The following is a 19,358-nucleotide window of genomic DNA, read 5'->3' on the forward strand; positions in this document are numbered from 1 at the left end:
ATTCCAATAGTATGAATTTAAGTTCATTAAAACCGGCTGCTGGTTCCGTTAAGGTAGGAAAGCGGGTTGGACGTGGTCAGGGCTCAGGAAAAGGGGGCACTGCTGCACGTGGACACAAAGGAGCGCAGTCGCGTTCAGGTTACAGCCGCAAGCTGGGCTTCGAAGGTGGTCAGATGCCTCTTCAGAGACGTTTGCCGAAATTCGGTTTCAACAACATCAATCGCGTTGAATACAAGGCGTTGAACCTGGACGCAATCCAGGCATTGGTTGAAAAAACCGGAGTTGCGGTAGTAACGTTGGATCTGATTCGTGAAAATGGTCTCAGCGCAAAGAATGACCTGGTTAAAATCCTTAACCGTGGCCAAATCTCTTCTGCTGTTGAAGTTCAGGCTCATGGGTTTTCCGCATCGGCTATCGAGTCGATCGAGAAGGCAGGTGGCAAAGCAGTTAAATTGTAATTTAGCTGCGATACCCGACAGAATTTGTTTACTTTGAACAGAGCGTTGTAAGCCCAGAAGATGAAACGATTTTTAGAGACAATAAAACACATATTTGCAATTGAGGAGTTGAGAACACGTATTCTCAACACTCTTTTGTTTATAACGATCTTCCGGTTGGGGTCTTACGTTGCGTTGCCAGGTGTTGAGCCTGATCAAATGAATGTATCCACTCAGGGATTGTTGGGGTTGCTGGATACTTTCTTAGGTGGCGCTTTTAGCAAAGCGTCCATTTTTGCGTTGGGTATCATGCCTTACATTTCTGCTTCCATTGCCATCCAGCTGTTGACTATGGCGCTGCCATATTTCCAGAAAATGCAGAAGGAGGGGGAATCAGGACGTAAGAAACTGAACCAAATTACCCGGGTTCTGACTATCGTTGTTACACTTGTTCAAGGTACTGCTTATTTGAATACTACTGTACCTGACGAGGCTCTTCTGGTTTCCAGAAGCATGTTCACCATTTCGTCGGTATTCGTATTGACAGCGGGTACCATGTTCTGTATGTGGCTCGGTGAAAGAATCACAGACAAGGGTATTGGTAACGGTATTTCGATGCTGATCATGATCGGTATCGTTTCGCGTTTTCCTGGTGCGATCTACAAAGAGTTCGTATCAAGAGGTAGCGGAGGAATTCTGATTTTTGTATTGGAAATTGTCGCCCTGTACTTTGTAATTATGGGTGCCGTGATGTTGACCCAGGCTGTTCGTCGTATCCCTATCCAGTATGCTAAGCAGGTGGTAGGTAACCGCGTAATGGGAGGTCAGCGTCAATATCTTCCATTGAAATTGAATGCAGCAGGTGTAATGCCTATCATTTTCGCACAGGCTTTGATGTTTATCCCTTCATTGGGCGCATCTTATTTTGCTGAGAAAAGTGATTTCGCCAGCAACGTAGCAACGATTTTCGCTAACTACACGACCTGGCAATACAACCTCCTGTTCGCAGTATTGATTATTGTTTTTACGTTCTTCTATACCGCAATTTCGGTGAACCCTCAGCAAATTGCTGATGACATGAAACGAGGAGGTGGATTTATCCCCGGTGTTAAACCAGGTCAGCAAACATCTGAATATATCAGCTCTGTGCTCGATCGTATCACCTTCCCTGGCGCGTTGATGCTGGCGGTTGTTGCAACCTTGCCTGCATTTGCAAGTCTTTTGGGAATCTCGACGGACTTTGCTCACTTCTTCGGAGGAACTTCGTTGCTGATCATGGTAGGTGTGGTTCTGGATACCTTGCAACAGGTGGAAAGCTATCTACTCATGCGTCGCTATGAAGGATTGATGAAGTCGGGTCGTGTAAAAGGACGGACCGAGAGCGTAGCAATCTGAAATGATTTATCTTAAAACAGAAGAGGAAATCAACCTGATAAAGGTTAGTGCTCAAGTGCTCGGCAAGGCACACGCGGAAGTAGCTACCTGGGTAAAACCTGGTGTTACAACCGGAAAGTTGGATGCGGTTGCTGAGGAGTACATCAGAGATAACGGTGGGATCCCTTCATTCAAGGGATTCAACAAATTTCCAGCCTCTCTTTGTATATCGGTTAATGAAGTAGTAGTCCACGGGATCCCCGGGGGCTACGTGCTAAAAGAGGGGGACATCGTTTCCATCGACTGCGGGGTCAAGCTGAATGGCTATCATAGCGACAGCGCGTACACTTACCCGGTGGGAGAGGTTTCCAAAGAAGTGATGAATCTTCTTACTGCAACTAAGAAGTCCCTGTACAGGGGAATCGAGCAAGCGGTAGATGGCCTTCGGATCGGTGATATTGGCCACGCAGTGCAAAGTTATGTTGAAGACCGTGGCTATACAGTGGTGAGGGAGTTGGTAGGGCATGGAGTGGGCAGAGATCTGCACGAAGCTCCGGAAGTACCAAACTACGGGAAACGAGGCAAAGGAATACGGTTGAGAGAAGGCATGGTTTTAGCGATCGAGCCGATGATCAACCTGGGAGCGAAAGCAGTGGTGCAGGAGCGCGACGGCTGGACGATCCGGACTAATGACAGAAAGTATTCCGCGCATTTCGAACACACCGTAGTAGTGCGGAAAGGAAAGGCAGAGATTCTGACAACATTCGATTACATTGAAAAAGTGACGGCCAACACCAGCCTTATGGTTGAAGTACAGTAACAAACGCTACGAATGGCAAAACAAGCATCAATCGAACAAGACGGAGTAATTCTCGAAGCATTGTCAAACGCAATGTTTCGTGTTGTATTAGAGAATAAGCATGAAGTTATAGCGCATATCTCCGGTAAAATGAGAATGCACTATATCAAAATATTGCCGGGTGACAGAGTAAAACTAGAAATGTCTCCTTACGACCTATCGAAAGCCCGGATTACATATCGGTACAAGTAAGGGGATCGATTACCTTAAATTAACACTAAGTTTAATCAGATGAAAGTCAAAGCATCAGTAAAGAAACGCAGCGAAGACTGCAAGGTTATCCGCCGGAAGGGTAAAGTGTATGTGATTAACAAGAAAAACCCACGGTATAAACAAAGACAAGGATAATAATTATGGCACGTATTGCAGGAGTAGACATTCCAGATCGCAAAAGAGGCGAAATCTCATTGACTTATATTTTCGGGATCGGCCGTAGCTCGGCTAAGAAAATCCTCGAAAAGGCAGGTGTTGATTTGAACAAAAAAGTGATCGATTGGTCAGACGAAGAGTCTGGCGCGATCCGTGGAGTTATTGCCGGGGAATTTAAAGTAGAAGGCGCTCTTAAGTCTGAAGTACAGTTGAGCATTAAGCGTCTTATGGATATTGCTTGTTATCGTGGCCTCCGTCACCGTAAGGGATTGCCTTTGCGTGGTCAGAGAACGAAAAACAACTCACGTACTCGTAAGGGTAAACGCAAAACAATCGCTAACAAGAAAAAGGCTACTAAATAATAAAGTGAGCGGTGGAGCGATCCACAACTTATTCCAACAGCAATGGCACAGAATAAAAGAAAAGATAAAGCTAAGAAGAGAGTGGTTGTTGTGGAACCTGTTGGTCAGGTACACATCAAAGCTTCTTTCAATAATATCATCATCTCAATTACAAACAGCAACGGACAAGTTATCTCTTGGGGTTCTGCGGGTAAAATGGGATTCCGTGGTTCTAAGAAGAACACTCCATACGCAGCACAAACTGCTGCACAGAGCGCTGCGCAAGTGGCATTCGACCTCGGAATGCGTAAAGCTGAGGTTTTCGTGAAAGGACCAGGATCAGGCCGTGAGTCTGCGATCCGTACCATCCAGAATGCAGGTATCGAAGTGACCACTATCCGTGATATCACTCCGCTTCCGCACAACGGATGCCGTCCTCCAAAACGTCGTAGAGTATAGTAGTAAGTACCGAATAGGTACCCATTCGTAATTTGGACACTGGGGTTACAGAATGGTTTTTTTCAATTTTAGTTAACAAAAAGTTTTAATGGCACGTTACACAGGTCCCAAAACCAAAATCGCAAGACGTTACGGAGAACCCATCATGGGTCCAAGCAAAGCGCTTGCAAAGAAAAATTACCCTGCCGGAATGCACGGAAAGGGTCGTCGGTCGAAGAAGTCAGAGTACGCTCTGCAATTGGCTGAGAAACAAAAGGTAAAATTCATCTACGGTATTCTTGAAAGACAATTCCGTAGCTTGTTCGAGAAAGCTTCTGTTAAAGCAGGTCTTACAGGTGAAAACCTTTTGAGATATTGTGAAGCTCGTCTGGATAATACAGTTTACCGTTTGGGTATTGCTCCAACTCGCCGCGCTGCTCGTCAGCTCGTTTCGCACAAGCATATCCTTGTTGACGGAGAGATCGTAAACATCCCTTCTTACTCATTGCGCCCAGGACAGGTTGTAACTGTTCGTGAGAAGTCTAAATCTCTCGAAGCCGTTACAGATAGCCTTGCAGGACATAGCGCGAAAGGTTTCAACTGGTTGGAGTGGGACGGTCAGCAATTGTCTGGCAAGTTTGTTACATTCCCCGACCGCGAGTCAATCCCAGAAAACATCAACGAACAGCTGATCGTTGAGTTGTATTCTAAATAATAATCTTCATATTACATGCACTCCCCGAATATTCGGGGTAGTGCTTTTTTTGCTGGCAACAGCGCAATTTTTGCGATCGCAAAGGTAAGGTAGCGTGATCAACTATCATTTACTACTATAAAAGGAGCAAGGACTATGTCAATATTAGCTTTCCAAATGCCTGATAAGGTCGTCATGGAGAAAGCAGACGACTTTCACGGGTTGTTTGAGTTTAAGCCTTTAGAGAAAGGATACGGCGTAACCATTGGTAATGCGTTGCGTAGAATTCTCCTTTCATCTTTGGAAGGCTATGCCATCACGAGTGTGAAGTTCCCAGGCGTGCTTCACGAATTTTCTTCTATCGAAGGTATAGTTGAGGATGTTACGGAAATCATCCTGAACCTTAAAATGGTTCGTTTTAAAAAAGTTTCTGACCTGAGTGAGAGTAGGATCGTAGTAAACCTCAAAAATGTTTCCGTCATCACTGCCGGCGACATTGGCAAGTTTACAAGCGCATTTGAAGTTCTGAATCCGGACCAGGTCATTTGCCATATAGATGATCAGAAGGAGTTCGAAATGGAGCTTCTCCTGGATAAAGGTAGAGGCTACGTGCCGGCAGACGAACCACGGGCGAATGAGCTTCCGTTCGGCTACATCGCGGTAGACTCGATTTATACGCCTATCAAAAATGTGAAATACAGCGTTGAAAACACGCGTGTTGAACAGCGTACCGACTACGAACGTCTTTTGATCGACATCCAAACCGATGGTTCAATCCACCCGGAAGATGCATTGAAAGGTGCTGCCAATATTCTGATCCAACACTTCATGCTGTTCTCTGACCAAACGATGACGTTTGAGAAGCAGAAAGCTGAGGAGGACAATCAGGTGGATGAGGAAATGCTACGTATGAGAAAACTGTTGAAGACTTCATTGTCTGAACTGGATCTGTCCGTACGCGCTTACAACTGTCTGAAATCTGCGGACGTGAAAACTTTGGGTGACCTGGTAAGACTGGAAATTTCTGATATGATGAAATTCCGGAACTTCGGTAAGAAATCACTCACCGAGTTGGAGCAATTAGTAGCCGACAAACAGCTCACATTTGGAATGGACGTGTCGAAGTACCGTCTGGACGAGGATTAATTAAATTCCATCATAAGTATGTATTCTGTAGCGCGCTAACCGCGCCGCTCGAAGCAACTAAACAACAAAACAATGAGACACGGTAAAAAGGACAATCACTTAGGAAGAACCGCATCACACCGCAAGGCGATGCTTTCAAACATGGCTTCCTCTTTGATCCTTCACAAAAGAATTGAAACAACCCTGGCTAAGGCAAAAGAACTTCGTAAGTTCGTTGAGCCTCTGCTGACTCGTGCGAAAGAAGATACTACCCACAACAGAAGGATAGCATTCTCTTACCTGAACGACAAAGAATCGACAAAAGAGCTTTTCGGAATCGTTTCAGACAAAATCGCATCTCGTCCGGGTGGTTACACTCGTATCATCAAATTGGGTAACCGTTTGGGTGACGCGGCTGAAACTGCGCTGATCGAGCTGGTTGATTTCAACGATGCACTGTTGCTTGCCAATGCCGACAAACCTGCTAAGACTCGTCGCAGCAGAAGAGGTGGTAAGAAAGAAGGGGCTGTTGAAGCTGCTCCTGTTAAAAAAGAAGATCATCCGATCGTAGCGGAAACTGAGGCTCCGGCTGAGGAAGAAGCTCCGAAAACAGAGGAAACACCAGGCAAAACTGAAAAGGAATAGTTTGGAGATCGGAAATTGAAATATAGGAAAAGGGTTGAACGGTTTCGTTTAACCCTTTTTTATGAGTGAAAATTCGTATTTTTGCACCAAAATTGAACCGGCCGCCTCGAAATGGCGTAAAACAGCCCGGAAAACAGATTAAACCATAATATGAATCAGAAAAAGGAAGCTCTGTTGTTGCTAGAAGACGGAACAGCATACAAAGGACTCGCTTTGGGTAAAAGTGGAACCACCGGTGGCGAGATTTGCTTTAACACGGGCATGACCGGCTATCAGGAGATCTACACAGACCCTTCCTATTACGGTCAGATTATCGTAAACACCAACTCGCACATCGGTAACTACGGTGTTCAGTTGGAAGACGAGGAGGAATCTGGCTCGGTAAAGATCCGCGGGATGGTTTGTAACACATTCTCACAGATCTATTCACGCGACACCGCTGATTTCTCTCTGCAAGAGTATTTCGAAAGGGCAAACATCGTCGGCATCAGCAATGTGGACACGCGCCACCTCGTACGCCACGTACGTGAGAAGGGGGTAATGAACGCCATTATCTCTTCCGAAATCCTCGATGAAGTGGAACTGATGAAAGAATTGAAGAAAGTCCCTTCGATGGACGGACTGGAACTTTCTTCGGAAGTGACAACCGAGGAGCCATACTTCATGGGCGACGAAGCCACTGCGAAATTCCGCGTTGCTGTAATGGATTATGGTATCAAGAAAAGCATTCTGCTTAACCTGACTCAAAGAGGCTGCTATTGCAAGGTTTTCCCTGCAAAAACATCCTACGAAGAGGTATTGCAATGGAATCCCGATGGTTTCTTCATCTCGAACGGCCCCGGTGATCCTTCTGCAATGGCATATGCGGTTGAAAACGTAACCCAAATGGTAGAAACGGCTAAGCCGCTTTTTGGTATCTGTCTGGGCCACCAGTTGCTGGCGCTTTCGAGCGGAATCAATACTTACAAAATGCACCACGGCCACCGCGGGTTGAACCATCCGGTGAAAAACCTGATCACAGGTCTTTGCGAGATCACTTCGCAAAACCATGGTTTCGCCGTGAAACCTGACGAGATCGAGAGCCACCCTGACATCGAGGTTACGCACATTAACCTGAACGATAAGACGATCGAAGGTATCCGCAGAAAGGATTACCCGGCATTCTCGGTGCAGTACCACCCGGAAGCATCGCCAGGTCCGCACGATTCACGTTACTTGTTCGACGAGTTTATTAAGTTGCTGGAAGCAAGCAAATCATAAAAGCGAAAAAGTCCCTCCACGTAATGCGGAGGGACTTTTTGTTTGTGTTAATATCGATTTATAGCTGCGAATCCAGTAACGAGCGGAATTCCTTTTCTTCCATAAAACCATTCTTGCGCGTAACGAGCTTGCCGTTTTTATAAAGGAGAAATGCGGGAATTTCATCAACGCCCAGCTCTTTTACTAATGCTTTATTGGGGTCAAAAGCGATCGTTTCAATTTTAGCCTTTCCTGAATATTCCTTTTGCAGCTTGTTAACGGTAGGGAGCATTTTCACGCAGGGCGGGCACCACTTGGCGTGAATGTCGATGAGGACGACCTTTTCGGAGTTTATGATTTTGTTAAATTCCGCGGAGCTCATGCCTTTCACACCTGCTTTGTTGGCACCCTCAACGGCCTTGCCGGAGGTATTCCATTTCAGGTAGCCGCCTTTCATATCGTAAACTTCCCCGAAACCGCTTTCATGCAATGCAGTCGCCGCGGCTGCGCTTCTTCCACCCGAGAGGCAATACACGTACACGGGCTTGCTCTTATCGAGTTTGGCAATTTTTTCCTTAAATGATGGACTTTTATAATCGACATTCGCGGCATTTGCCAAATGGCCCTCGCCATACTCGTCGGGTGTACGTACATCCAGGAGCTGGGCGTCGCCGGATTTGGCCAGCTGTTTTTCGAATTCTTCCGTAGTGAGCTGTTTCTGAGCTTGTAATGCAAGAGGTGAGCTTAATAATGCGATGGTCAGAATATGGGTTAATTTCATAGTAAATGGTGTGGTTGACTTGACCGTAAATTTAGCCTAAAATGAATCGGAGTTTATGGATGACCATTTTTTTTGCGTTATTTTGTAGCGTTAACCATATTCCAATTTAATTAAACCACAAGCTGCAAATGAGTACGATTCAGTCAGTACATGCAAGACAAATTCTGGATTCAAGAGGAAACCCTACAATAGAAGTTGATATTCGTACCGAGAATGGTTACCTGGGACGCGCTGCGGTTCCTTCCGGAGCTTCTACCGGTAAGCACGAGGCCGTAGAGCTTCGCGACGACGACAAAAGCGTTTACGTTGGAAAAGGAGTTTTGAAAGCGGTTGAAAATGTAAACGACATCATTTTCCCTGAACTGATCGGTTGCTCCGTATTCGAGCAGAACCTTGTTGATAAAATCATGCTGGAACTGGATGGCACGCCTAACAAAGCGAAGCTTGGCGCTAATGCTATCCTGGGTGTTTCTTTGGCCGTTGCGAAAGCTGCTGCACAGGAAGCAAACCTTCCATTGTACCGCTACGTAGGCGGTACCAACGCAAATACATTGCCGGTACCGATGATGAACATCCTGAACGGAGGTAGCCACGCGGATAACTCCATCGATTTCCAGGAGTTCATGATCATGCCTGTAAAAGCGGATACATTCTCGCAATCATTGCGCATGGGTGTTGAGGTTTTCCATACGTTGAAAACTGTTTTGAAAAGCAAAGGCTACTCTACCAACGTTGGTGACGAAGGTGGTTTCGCTCCAAATATCAAATCCAACGAAGAGGCGATCGAGGTTGTTCTTCAGGCAATTGAAAAAGCGGGTTATAAGCCAGGCGAAGACATCTTCATCGCTATGGACGCAGCTGTTTCTGAATTCTACGAAAACGGCCTCTACCACTTCAAAAAATCGGATGGCCGCAAGTTGAGCTCTGACGAAATGGCTGACTACTGGGCTCAGTGGGTTGCTAAATACCCGATCATCTCCATCGAAGACGGTATGGACGAAGACGACTGGGCAGGTTGGAAAACTTTGACAGACGCCGTGGGCCACAAAACCCAGCTGGTAGGTGACGACTTGTTCGTAACCAACGTAACCCGTTTGCAACAAGGTATCGAATCACAAATCGCTAACGCGGTGTTGGTGAAAGTAAACCAGATCGGTTCTTTGACTGAAACCATCGATACTGTAAACCTTGCAAAACGCAACAGCTATAAGAGCATTATGTCGCACCGTTCAGGTGAAACAGAAGATTCGACGATCGCTGACCTTGCGGTTGCATTGAACACAGGCCAGATCAAAACCGGTTCGGCTTCACGTTCTGACCGTATGGCGAAATACAACCAGCTTCTCCGCATAGAAGAAGAACTGGGCGAAAGCGCTTACTTCCCTGGATTGAAATTCTAATCAAACCATTGAAGAGCCGGAGCCCAGCGCTCCGGTTCTTGTTTAAGGGTATTTCAAATATGAAAAACCACTCATTCTGGTCTCTGCACACATTAAAGAACTTCTATATCGCCACGTTCGTCGTGTGGCTGATATGGATATTGTTCCTCGACAACAACAATATCCGGGTCGTGATGTCGAACCGGATGAAGATGAAGGACCTGGAAAAGGAGAAAGCGATTCTCCAGGACAAGATCAGGGACGTCAAAAAAGAGCGGAATGAGGTTTTCGGAAATCCCAGAATGCTTGAAAAATGGGCGCGCGAGAAGTTTATGATGCGCCGGCCCAACGAAGAAGTCTATGTGATTGTGGACGAAAACAATCAGCCAATCGAAAGCAAAAAGGAAGAGTAAGCTGTTACTCTCTTAAATATCATCTTAATTTCAGAATACATTGAGCAAGAAAGTCATCCTCATTATCATGGACGGCTGGGGAATCGCCAAATCCGGCGAGGAGAACCGTTCCGCCGTTTTAGCGGCGAATACCCCTTTCTATGATTCCATTCTTCAAAAATATCCGCATAGCAAGCTCGAAGCGAGTGGTCTGGCTGTCGGCCTTCCCGACGGACAAATGGGTAATTCCGAAGTAGGCCATACCAACCTCGGTGCCGGTCGTGTGGTTTATCAGGATCTGGTAAAAATAAACCTCGCGGTAACCGAGGGCACGCTCGGACAGGAGCCCGCGCTCACGCAGGCGCTCGACTACGCGAAAACTGAGGGTAAGAAAATACATTTCATTGGCCTGGTTTCCGACGGCGGCGTGCACTCACATATCGACCATTTGAAAGGCCTTTGCCAAATCGCTGCGAACCGTGGTTTGAGCGACGTATTCGTTCATGCATTCACAGATGGTCGAGATACCGACCCAAAGAGCGGATTAGGCTTCCTGACCGAATTGAACGAATCGATGGCGCAGAGTACCGGCCGTATTGCCAGCATTACTGGCCGGTATTACGCAATGGACCGCGATAAGCGCTGGGAACGTGTGAAATTGGCCTACGACGCCATGGTACACGGCGAGGGTAAGCACGTACCTGCGGCAGACGTTTTGAAAGCCGTACAGGCTTCCTACGAAGAAGGCGTTACCGACGAATTCATCACGCCGATCATCGCAACGAATGCCGACGGTTCTCCGCTCGCATTGATCCAGGATGGCGACGTGGTACTTTGCTTCAACTTCCGCACCGACCGCGGCCGTGAAATCACCGAGGTACTTACCCAGCAGGATTTCCACGAGCAGAATATGCACAAGCTCAATTTGAAATACATCACCATGACCAACTATGATGATACTTTCAAAGGAGTGGATGTGATTTTTGATAAGGATAATCTAAATAACACGTTAGGCGAAGTGCTTGAAGGAGCGGGTAAGAAGCAGATCCGGATAGCCGAAACCGAAAAATATCCGCACGTTACATTCTTCTTCTCGGGAGGCCGTGAAAAACCTTTCGAAGGCGAGAGCCGCTTGCTTTGCCCGTCTCCGAAAGTGGCTACCTACGACTTGCAACCCGAAATGTCGGCATTCGACATCCGCGACGCGATCGTGCCCGAACTGGTGAAAGAGGAAGTGGATTTCGTGTGTCTCAACTTCGCTAACCCGGATATGGTAGGTCATACAGGCGTTTTTGAAGCAGCTGTGAAAGCTTGTGAAACGGTTGACCAATGCGTGCAGGCCGTAGTAACGACCGGTCTGGACCACGGCTACTCTTCAATCATCATTGCCGACCATGGTAATTCGGATTATATGTCGAACGACGACGGATCGCCCAATACCGCGCATTCATTGAACCTCGTGCCGTGTATTCTGGTCGATAACGAATATCGGAAACCAATCAACAATGGTAAGCTGGCCGACATCGCGCCGACCGTTCTTGCATTGATGGGAATCGCTCAACCTGCGGAAATGACAGGTACAAGTATTCTCTAAACTTTCAGGCATCTATTGATGTTAACCAACAGAGAGTCCGGCGGGCTCTCTGTTTTTTTAGCCATATCCGAAATCCATGAATTACCGCTCCGTTACCATTGTTACAGCCATTCTCCTTTTTTCATTGGTTTCCTGTCGCCAGGAGGAAGCCCGCGACGATGCCCCTAAGCTTTATTACGATCTGAAAGGTTTTATCGAGAATCAAATCGTGTATTTGAATGAGAAGAAACCGGAAGTCGGCAAAACGGCGGTTTTAGGAACCAAGCGTGAAGTTTCGAAGACACGTGAGGTGGATTGGAAGAAGGAACTCGAACTCTTCGTGCAGGCGGATATTAACAAACCTTCCTATCGCCAGAGTTACGAGGTCGTCCGGAACGGGCCATTGCATTATGAATACCGCCTTAAAACCGGCATTGATCTGCCGGTCGCTTATCTGAAAGTCGATACTGACTCGGTGTTGAAGCAACCTTTGCACGTCGAGGCATTGATCCATACGAAGAATAAAATTTATAATTCAGAAAAGAGGGTGGTCCTGGATGCACGCAAACTTAATAACCTTCTGCAAGTAAGCGCTTATGAGGTAACCGGCTACCAGAAGCTCATCTTCGTCGAGAAAAAGGAATTCGGCATTCGGGGGGAAATAGGACTTTGACGGGCTTATTGCATTATTTTCTATGTACCTCTACACCATATTTTGTGGCAACATTACCCAATTTTCCAATTGCAAGTTTTAGATAGCCAACGGTTTGTAGGAATTTTCAGATTCAAAAAATGTTAATTAAAAAGGGCCAAATTTATGATAATGAGGCTCTTTTTTGCATTTCAGGTGCATTTAACGATTTTGTTAACTTGGCCATTTTGAGCCGTAGGCATTGAGCGGCACAGAATTGTTTGATGTGATATCAGAACTGCATGTAGACCCGGATATGATTTTTAACCTGTCTCATGGAAAACTAAATCACACAAGTAAAACTTAATATCAATGCAACAAGAACAGAAAAATAAGCAAAGCATAGCCTGGGCAATGGTAGTTGTCTTGGGGCTAGCAACAGCCATGTTCGGCTACTTGTTCACAACTCAGAAACAAGAGTTGACCCAGCAGGAGTCGATGGTAGTCGAAAAAGCAAGAGAGTTGGCTGTGACCAAAACTAAACTGGACTCTATTTCGACCGTATTGGACGCCAAAATTGCGGAAGTTGAAAAATTGGGCGGTGATGTTACTGAGCTGACCAAGATGAAAGAGAAACTCGAAGCTGACAAGGTAGCATTCAGTCGCAGCAGAAGAGTGGAAACCAACAAATATCTCGGAAAGATCAAGGAATACGAGAAATTCCTGACAGAAAAGGACGAGATGATCGCACAGTTGAAAGCTGAGAATGAGCACCTGGTAGCAAGCAACGATTCCCTGCACACACATGTAGGAACGCTTACCAGCGAACGTGAGCGATTGGTACAACGCCAGGCTGAACTGACCGACTCTGTAACCACTTTTACTGCGGCTAACAAAGAGTTGAGCGCGAAAGTGAGCAAAGCAGCGTCCCTGAAAGCACAGAATTTGAAAGTGCTGACTGTTAATTCAAGGGGTAAAACCAAAGAACGCGAGGAATACAAAGCGAGCCGCGTTGACAAGCTGAAACTGGTTTTCAATCTTCCCGAAAACGAGTTGACTGCCCAGGAGCCCAAAGATATTTATGTGCGGGTACTTGATCCCGACGGAGCGGTTGTAGCCGACGATGCTACTGGCTCAGGTGAGTTTGAAATCGATGGCGCACCATCTAAATTTACAACCCGCGAGTCGATTGCTTATCAGAACAACAACCAGAAAGTGGAGATGTTGTACGATAATGCTAACAAGTTCCGCCCAGGAAAATACAATGTGGAGCTGTATGCGGAAGGATATAAAATTGGTGGCGGTAATTTCACCATCAAAAAGTAAGATATAACTTCACACCATGCATAGCTATAAGGCCGCTGATCAACGATCAGCGGCCTTTCTTTTTGATTACGGCTTATTCGTTTGCGCATTGATAATGTCGATGAAATGGCGTAGCTCCTCGGTCCGTTGCGGACCGGATTCGGGGTAGGTCATTTTCATCTTTTTCAACTCCTCGGCGACGATTTTCGCGACGGTCAGGCGGAGATTCTTTTTATCATCGGCAGGGATTACATACCAAGGCGCTTTATTGGTAGCCGTCTCATTGATCGCATCCTCGTAAGCCTGCATATATTCAGCCCATTGGTCGCGAACTTTCACATCCTGCTCCTCAAATTTCCAGTTTTTGGATGGGTCTTGAATACGCTCGATGAGCCGCTCTGCCTGTTCCTCTTTTGAAACATTGAGGAAGAATTTGATTACACGGATACCATTACGGAAAAGGTATTTTTCCAGGTTGCGGATATCGGAATAGCGGTGTTTCCAAAGCTTATCCAGATCCTCCGTCAACTCCACAGGTAAGCGTTGCGATTGCGTCAGGATTTCGGGCTGCACTTTTACTACCAGTACTTCTTCATAATAACTGCGGTTGAAAATCGTGATAGTACCGCGCTGAGGCAACACCTGATTTGTCCGCCAGAGAAAATCGTGGCCCAGTTCGGTTTCTGTCGGCCTCTTAAATGAATGGATTTTCACACCTACAGGATTAACTCCCGAAAGTACGTGCTTGATGGTCCCGTCTTTGCCGGCAGCGTCCATTGCCTGGAAAATCACCAGGAGGCCGTACCGGTTGTGCGCGTACATCATGCTCTGCAACTCGTCGAGCTCTTTGGCCGATTCTTCCTGCATGGCCTCGTACTCGGCCTTGTCGGCGTAAATATCTTTGAACTTCGTTTTAGCCTTACTAATGTCAAATTTCTTGCTACCGTCGTAGCGATAATCATCCGAGTTAAAGTCCGACATGTCCGTACGATTTAATGTGAATTAAAAAGGTCAATGCTGATCGAGGAAATCAACCAGCGCGGCAAAAGCAATGGAACGATGGCTTATCTGGGATTTTTCCGCCAGGGTCATTTCCGCAAAAGTGCGGTTTTGCCCGTCCGGAATAAACACCGGATCATACCCAAAGCCGCCGGTACCGCGTTTCTCATGGATAATCGTTCCCTGAGCGCGGCCCTCAAATGCATAGTATTCATTTCCAAGGCTTAGTGAAATCACTGTGAGGAAGTAGGCACTGCGATCCTTTTCGCCGGATAGCTTATTCAACAGCAGATTGATATTATCGTCATGGCTGCGTTGCGGGCCGGCATAATAGGCCGAATGCACCCCCGGTTCGCCATTCAGTGAAGGAACGACGAGGCCGCTGTCGTCTGCAAAACAGTCGATGCCATATTTTTCGCGGACATAGCTGGATTTGGCCTTAGCATTCTCCTGAATGGTCTCATACGGCTCGGGTATTTCTTCAAAACAGCCGATGTCCGACAATGTCACTAGCTCGAACCTGTTGCCAAGTAAGGCTTGTATTTCTTTGAGTTTGTTCTGGTTGTTTGTTGCAAAGCAAAGTTTCATAGATAGTCACATGATTGAAATGCATTTTACGCAAAAAATGGGTAGGGTTAAATGCCACGAAGGCACGAATTATGCACGAATATGTTTCGTGATAATTCGTGCCTTCGTGGCATTTAATATTTAGTTCAACTATTTCGCAGGAGCAGGAGTAGGAAGCGCAGGGCCAGCCGCTGGCTTAGTGCCTTTTGTAAAGTCGAGTAGTTCCATTTCAAACTGCAATACGGAGTTGCCAGGGATTGGTCCGTACGTTTCGGGCCCGTAAGCAAGTCCCGAAGGGATCAGCAGCAAACCTTTTTCGCCTTTTTTCATCAGGGTAATCCCTTCGTCCCAGCCTGCGATCACCATTCCGGCGCCCACCTGCAGGTCGAGTGGTTTGCCCTGGTTTTTAGAGCTGTCGAATTCTTTACCGTCGAGGAACTTGCCTGTGTAATGTACTTTCACATTATCGCCGGCCGCAGGGCTTTCGCCTGTACCTTCCGTTTGCGGTACGTAAACAAGGCCGGAAGCCGTTTTTCTGGCTTTTGCTTTCAGGTTGTTCTTAACCAGGTATTCTTCAATCACCTTGGCGTCGATGTCCTTTTGCTTCTTACCAGCCTCAGCCTGTTGCTTCTGGAATTCCTCCGAAGTCAATACGCTGATCACCTTCACGGTGAATGTCAGTTCGGAACCTTTTTTGATCATCGGCGGCATCGGCTGACCGATTTTCGCGAACAAAGTATCGGCATTCACCTGGAACTTGGCGCTGTCGCCAGTTGCGAGCAGGGTAAGGCCTTCTTCGAAACTGCCTTTGTAAGGAGGCGCCTGCAATACCATTTTAACCGGATTTTTCTCTTTATATGTATCGCGGAGCGTAGAGTCGGTTCCATTCTTCAACACCAGGTGGAATGTCATGATATCCCCTAGTTTGGCTTTCCTCGCATCGTCTTCGTGATCGAAAAGCGTGTATTTAAGACCGCTTTCGGTAACCTGCTGACGATGTTGATTGCAAGCGGCTGCGAGAATAGTTATGCCCATCGCATAACCGATTGTTTTTAAATTCATTGGGACGTGTTAATTAGAAGATATTTTAGTGAAGTTAGAATTTAAGTTTAGTCAACGCTCAAGAGTTCTTCCTGGTATGAGGGAAGTATGCTTAGAAATCTTGCAACCGTTTCATTTACTGATTGTTCGGACCGGCCTCCCGATGCATTCTTATGTCCGCCACCGCTGAAATGGGTACTGGCCAGGTCTCTCACCGAGAATGTGCCCACCGACCGGAATGAGATTTTAACCTCTCCTTTTCGTTCGATGAACATGGCCGACATCACTACATTTTCGACCTGCAAGCCATAATTCACGATGCCTTCCGTTTCGCCGGATGACGAGTTGAATTTTTGCAGTTCTGCCTCGGTAAGCACCATATATGCCGTGCGGAACTCGGGTAATACAACGAGTTTCTGAGAAAGCACATAACCCAGGAACTGCAGGCGCGAAAGCGGCGCATTGTCGTAGATCAGCCGGTGGACGCGGCTCGAATCGAAGCCTGTGCGCATTAAGTCGGCTACCGCTAGATGCACCGCGGGTGTTACATTACCGTGCCTGAACGAGCCGGTGTCGGTCATAATGCCGGCGTAGAGGCATTCGGCCATCGGAATATCGAAGAGCTGTTCGGCAGGCAAGCCGCCTTCCATTTCTTTCACAAGCTCGTACACCAGCTGTGCCGTAGCCGCAGCTTTGGTATCCCAAACCATCCATTTCGCAAACTGTTCGGGTTCGAGGTGGTGGTCGATCATCATTTTTGGTGCGGCCGCATCCTGAACCACTTTTCCGAGGTCCTTCAAACGTGATAATGCAGAAAAATCAAGACAGCAGATCAATGTCGCCTGCTCGATCTTTTTTTTGCACTTTCCTTGCTCGGAAGCCTTCTCATATACCAGCACATTTTCCATGCCCGAAAGCCAGCGAAGGTTCGCAGCATAGTCGGTAGGGCTGATAACTGTCACTTCATGTCCTTTTTTGAGCAAATAACTGGCCCAACCCAGGGACGAACCCAATGCATCGGCATCCGGGTCACGGTGCGTTGTGATAACAATTTTTTGGGGTTGGGATAAAAAAGAGCGAAGCTCTCCAATGATTTGATTCACAGTTACTTAGTTCAAAAGAGGTATTTCCTGTTTGCTTAGAGCCCACAAAATTAACAAAACTGTTGGGATTTGCTTCATTATGCCCGGTAAAGGCTGGCAATCAGGCGGTGATTTAATATAAGACGGGCGTTTACGGACGAAAGGTTCGGGGATATAGGCTGAAAAATAGTAGCTTTGCACCCAAAATCAACTTAGCCAAGTACGTATGCCAACAAATAAGACATTTACCATGATCAAGCCTGATGCTGTGCAGGATGGTCATTCAGGTTCAATCATCAAAATGATCGAAGCAGCAGGATTCCGGATTGTGGCCCTGAAAAAAACCTTACTTACTCCCGAGCGTGCGGGAGAATTCTACGCAGTGCACAAAGAGCGTCCTTTCTATAATGATCTTTGCAAGTATATGTCATCCGGAGCGATCGTCCCGATGATCCTCGAAAAAGAGAACGCGGTGGCTGATTTCCGGACTCTGATCGGTGCTACCAACCCTGCCAATGCAGAGGAAGGCACGATCCGCAAGTTGTATGCAAAATCAATCGAAGCGAATGCGATCCACGGGTCGGATTCAGACGAAAATGCTGAAATCGAAGGAAACTTCTTCTTCTCGCATATTGAGCAGTTCTGAGAAGATTAGCTTATAAAAATAAGAACCCCGGAGCCTGAGCTTCGGGGTTCTTATTTTATAGACTAAAACAAATGTTGCTATTTTTTCACATTCACGATCACACTATCGATCACCTGGATCATCCCATTGGACGCAAAAACATCCTTTTTCACAATGTCGGATTTATTGACCGTTACAACGTTACTCTCTACCTCAATGCTGATCTTTCGTTTGGTTATGGCTTCTTTTGTCTCAGACTTCGTAAATCCTGAGTAAGTGATAGGTCCGGCAATCATATGATTTTTCAGAAACGTTTTCACAGAATCCTTCTCCATGCTGGTAATCGCTGACGAGCTCAAAATATTGGCCTTTCGGAAAGCGTCGTTATCGGGAGCAAAGAAGGTCACGTTTTGTGTTCTGAACGCGTCACTCATTTCCGCATACAACATCACATCTTTTAACATACTGAACTCGGGAGTTTCAAGAATGATATCCGTCATTGCCCTTTGTTTTACCTTATCGGCTTCGTCTTCCTTACAAGAAATCAAAATCGTTGAAAATAGCCCTGCTGCCAAAAAAAATGCTGCCCAACGCCCCCCAAAACGGTTTTTTTTCATAGCTTTCCAAGTGGTTAATTTTTGTAAAACTAATGTAAAATGTAGTTTGATAGAATTTGTAACCATAAATTTTTAATCCTAATCCCATAATAACCATGCTAAAATTGAGACGATTGATCGTCGCCGGAGCAGCCGTTCTGATGCTTAACTCGGCGTTTTTCGCGCTGAAAGGCCCATCTGCCGATCCATTGAAGAAGCCTGTAAAATTATTCAACGGGAAAGACCTCAAAGGCTGGACCGTCCACGGTACCGAGAAATGGTATGTCGATGGCGGCGAACTCATCTGTGAAAGCGGCCCCGACAAGAAGTACGGCTACCTCACTACCGACAAGTTTTACAAGAACTTCGACCTGTCCCTCAAATTCAGGCAAGAGGCGAATGGTAACAGCGGCGTATTCTTCCGCTCGACGGTAACCGGTACCAAAGTTTCGGGCTGGCAGGTAGAAGTGGCGCCGCCAAACCACGACACGGGCGGTATTTATGAGTCGTACGGCCGCAACTGGCTCGTACAGATCCCCGACGAAAAAGAAGGTTTCCTGAAAATGGGTGAATGGAACACGCTGCGCATCCGCGCGGAAGGCGACCGCACCCAAACCTGGCTCAACGGCCACGAAATGGTAGACCTTACCGACGCTAAAATCGGTGCGGGCGAAGGCTCTATCGCATTGCAGATCCACGACGGCGGCGGTATCAAGGTGCGCTGGAAGGATATCCTGCTCGAAGAGCTCTAAAACCGGCGGTTTTTCATTCCGTCAGCGGGCATATTCATCCCGCTGAAACCGGCACTTCGTCGGAAATCACTTACCAAACGGCTTCATGGCCAATAGATTTGTGTCAGCAGTTAC

24 protein-coding genes are annotated in these 19,358 nt (G+C 46.8%); 18 read left to right on the plus strand and 6 right to left on the minus strand.

The window, feature by feature from the left end; genetic code table 11:
* The first annotated feature begins 11 nt into the window (after nt 1-11).
* From rplO to carA, 11 genes are all read left to right on the plus strand, one after another.
* On the plus strand, nt 12-458 hold the full coding sequence (gene rplO, locus ACTJJJ_RS12020) for a 50S ribosomal protein L15 (RefSeq protein WP_188934904.1): 447 nt from the start codon (nt 12-14) through the stop codon (nt 456-458).
* A gap of 60 nt (nt 459-518) precedes the next feature.
* A complete protein-coding gene (gene secY / locus ACTJJJ_RS12025) occupies nt 519-1,832 on the plus strand; it encodes a preprotein translocase subunit SecY (RefSeq protein ID WP_188934902.1) in 1,314 nt (437 codons plus the stop codon).
* Nucleotide 1,833: 1 nt separating this feature from the next.
* Nucleotides 1,834-2,631 (plus strand): type I methionyl aminopeptidase, encoded by a 798-nt coding sequence (gene map, locus ACTJJJ_RS12030; RefSeq protein WP_188934900.1) that lies wholly within the window; start codon nt 1,834-1,836, stop codon nt 2,629-2,631.
* A 12-nt stretch (nt 2,632-2,643) separates the two neighbouring features.
* Nucleotides 2,644-2,862 carry a translation initiation factor IF-1 gene (gene infA, locus ACTJJJ_RS12035; RefSeq protein WP_015813810.1) on the plus strand — a complete coding sequence of 73 codons (219 nt, stop codon included), beginning with the start codon at nt 2,644-2,646 and terminating at the stop codon, nt 2,860-2,862.
* A gap of 39 nt (nt 2,863-2,901) precedes the next feature.
* Nucleotides 2,902-3,018, plus strand: a complete 117-nt coding sequence (ykgO, locus tag ACTJJJ_RS12040; RefSeq protein WP_015813811.1) for a type B 50S ribosomal protein L36 — start codon at nt 2,902-2,904, stop codon at nt 3,016-3,018.
* 5 nt (nt 3,019-3,023) lie between these two features.
* Nucleotides 3,024-3,401, plus strand: a complete 378-nt coding sequence (gene rpsM / locus ACTJJJ_RS12045) for a 30S ribosomal protein S13 (protein ID WP_188934898.1) — start codon at nt 3,024-3,026, stop codon at nt 3,399-3,401.
* A gap of 42 nt (nt 3,402-3,443) precedes the next feature.
* A complete protein-coding gene (gene rpsK / locus ACTJJJ_RS12050; RefSeq protein ID WP_015813813.1) occupies nt 3,444-3,839 on the plus strand; it encodes a 30S ribosomal protein S11 in 396 nt (131 codons plus the stop codon).
* Between the two features lie 88 nt (nt 3,840-3,927).
* Complete coding sequence (gene rpsD / locus ACTJJJ_RS12055) at nt 3,928-4,533, plus strand: 30S ribosomal protein S4 (protein WP_188934896.1); 606 nt, start codon at nt 3,928-3,930, stop codon at nt 4,531-4,533.
* Nucleotides 4,534-4,668: 135 nt separating this feature from the next.
* The gene (locus ACTJJJ_RS12060) at nt 4,669-5,658 is read left to right on the plus strand and encodes a DNA-directed RNA polymerase subunit alpha (protein ID WP_041735400.1); all 990 of its coding nucleotides are present in this window, start codon (nt 4,669-4,671) and stop codon (nt 5,656-5,658) included.
* A gap of 72 nt (nt 5,659-5,730) precedes the next feature.
* Nucleotides 5,731-6,282: a 50S ribosomal protein L17 gene (gene rplQ, locus ACTJJJ_RS12065; RefSeq protein WP_440701910.1), complete on the plus strand. Its 552-nt coding sequence runs from the start codon at nt 5,731-5,733 to the stop codon at nt 6,280-6,282.
* Between the two features lie 150 nt (nt 6,283-6,432).
* On the plus strand, nt 6,433-7,542 hold the full coding sequence (gene carA / locus ACTJJJ_RS12070; protein WP_188934892.1) for a glutamine-hydrolyzing carbamoyl-phosphate synthase small subunit: 1,110 nt from the start codon (nt 6,433-6,435) through the stop codon (nt 7,540-7,542).
* Nucleotides 7,543-7,600: 58 nt separating this feature from the next.
* Here carA and ACTJJJ_RS12075 read toward each other — a convergent pair whose 3' ends face one another.
* The gene (locus tag ACTJJJ_RS12075; protein ID WP_440701911.1) at nt 7,601-8,302 is read right to left on the minus strand and encodes a rhodanese-like domain-containing protein; all 702 of its coding nucleotides are present in this window, start codon (nt 8,300-8,302) and stop codon (nt 7,601-7,603) included.
* A 128-nt stretch (nt 8,303-8,430) separates the two neighbouring features.
* Here ACTJJJ_RS12075 and eno point away from each other — a divergent pair, with 128 nt between their 5' ends.
* The 5 genes from eno to ACTJJJ_RS12100 all read left to right on the plus strand — a co-directional run bounded on the left by eno (nt 8,431) and on the right by ACTJJJ_RS12100 (nt 13,603).
* A complete protein-coding gene (gene eno, locus ACTJJJ_RS12080; protein WP_188934889.1) occupies nt 8,431-9,702 on the plus strand; it encodes a phosphopyruvate hydratase in 1,272 nt (423 codons plus the stop codon).
* Nucleotides 9,703-9,761: 59 nt separating this feature from the next.
* On the plus strand, nt 9,762-10,094 hold the full coding sequence (locus ACTJJJ_RS12085) for an FtsB family cell division protein (RefSeq protein ID WP_188934887.1): 333 nt from the start codon (nt 9,762-9,764) through the stop codon (nt 10,092-10,094).
* A gap of 40 nt (nt 10,095-10,134) precedes the next feature.
* Nucleotides 10,135-11,667 carry a 2,3-bisphosphoglycerate-independent phosphoglycerate mutase gene (gene gpmI / locus ACTJJJ_RS12090; RefSeq protein WP_188934885.1) on the plus strand — a complete coding sequence of 511 codons (1,533 nt, stop codon included), beginning with the start codon at nt 10,135-10,137 and terminating at the stop codon, nt 11,665-11,667.
* 76 nt (nt 11,668-11,743) lie between these two features.
* Nucleotides 11,744-12,319 (plus strand): hypothetical protein, encoded by a 576-nt coding sequence (locus ACTJJJ_RS12095; RefSeq protein WP_440701912.1) that lies wholly within the window; start codon nt 11,744-11,746, stop codon nt 12,317-12,319.
* Nucleotides 12,320-12,649: 330 nt separating this feature from the next.
* The gene (locus ACTJJJ_RS12100; RefSeq protein WP_188934881.1) at nt 12,650-13,603 is read left to right on the plus strand and encodes a hypothetical protein; all 954 of its coding nucleotides are present in this window, start codon (nt 12,650-12,652) and stop codon (nt 13,601-13,603) included.
* A gap of 66 nt (nt 13,604-13,669) precedes the next feature.
* Here ACTJJJ_RS12100 and ACTJJJ_RS12105 read toward each other — a convergent pair whose 3' ends face one another.
* From ACTJJJ_RS12105 to ACTJJJ_RS12120, 4 genes are all read right to left on the minus strand, one after another.
* Nucleotides 13,670-14,563, minus strand: a complete 894-nt coding sequence (locus ACTJJJ_RS12105) for a polyphosphate kinase 2 family protein (protein ID WP_440701913.1) — start codon at nt 14,561-14,563, stop codon at nt 13,670-13,672.
* A 30-nt stretch (nt 14,564-14,593) separates the two neighbouring features.
* Nucleotides 14,594-15,169, minus strand: a complete 576-nt coding sequence (gene rdgB, locus ACTJJJ_RS12110; RefSeq protein ID WP_440701914.1) for an RdgB/HAM1 family non-canonical purine NTP pyrophosphatase — start codon at nt 15,167-15,169, stop codon at nt 14,594-14,596.
* Nucleotides 15,170-15,298: 129 nt separating this feature from the next.
* On the minus strand, nt 15,299-16,210 hold the full coding sequence (locus ACTJJJ_RS12115) for an FKBP-type peptidyl-prolyl cis-trans isomerase (protein ID WP_188934876.1): 912 nt from the start codon (nt 16,208-16,210) through the stop codon (nt 15,299-15,301).
* 47 nt (nt 16,211-16,257) lie between these two features.
* A complete protein-coding gene (locus ACTJJJ_RS12120) occupies nt 16,258-17,292 on the minus strand; it encodes a DHH family phosphoesterase (protein ID WP_426292780.1) in 1,035 nt (344 codons plus the stop codon).
* Nucleotides 17,293-17,497: 205 nt separating this feature from the next.
* Between ACTJJJ_RS12120 and ACTJJJ_RS12125 the strand changes: the two genes are divergently transcribed.
* Nucleotides 17,498-17,917 (plus strand): nucleoside-diphosphate kinase, encoded by a 420-nt coding sequence (locus ACTJJJ_RS12125; RefSeq protein ID WP_188934872.1) that lies wholly within the window; start codon nt 17,498-17,500, stop codon nt 17,915-17,917.
* A 77-nt stretch (nt 17,918-17,994) separates the two neighbouring features.
* Here the strand turns inward: ACTJJJ_RS12125 and ACTJJJ_RS12130 are convergent, their stop codons facing one another.
* Nucleotides 17,995-18,513, minus strand: coding sequence for a fasciclin domain-containing protein (locus ACTJJJ_RS12130; RefSeq protein WP_440701915.1), 519 nt, complete (start codon nt 18,511-18,513; stop codon nt 17,995-17,997).
* Nucleotides 18,514-18,608: 95 nt separating this feature from the next.
* On the opposite strand from ACTJJJ_RS12130, the gene ACTJJJ_RS12135 reads away from it, so the two are divergent.
* Nucleotides 18,609-19,244 (plus strand): 3-keto-disaccharide hydrolase, encoded by a 636-nt coding sequence (locus ACTJJJ_RS12135; protein WP_188934868.1) that lies wholly within the window; start codon nt 18,609-18,611, stop codon nt 19,242-19,244.
* Nucleotides 19,245-19,358 lie beyond the last annotated feature (114 nt).

The sequence above is a fragment of the Dyadobacter sp. 22481 genome (assembly GCF_052044875.1).
Taxonomy (GTDB): domain Bacteria; phylum Bacteroidota; class Bacteroidia; order Cytophagales; family Spirosomataceae; genus Dyadobacter; species Dyadobacter endophyticus.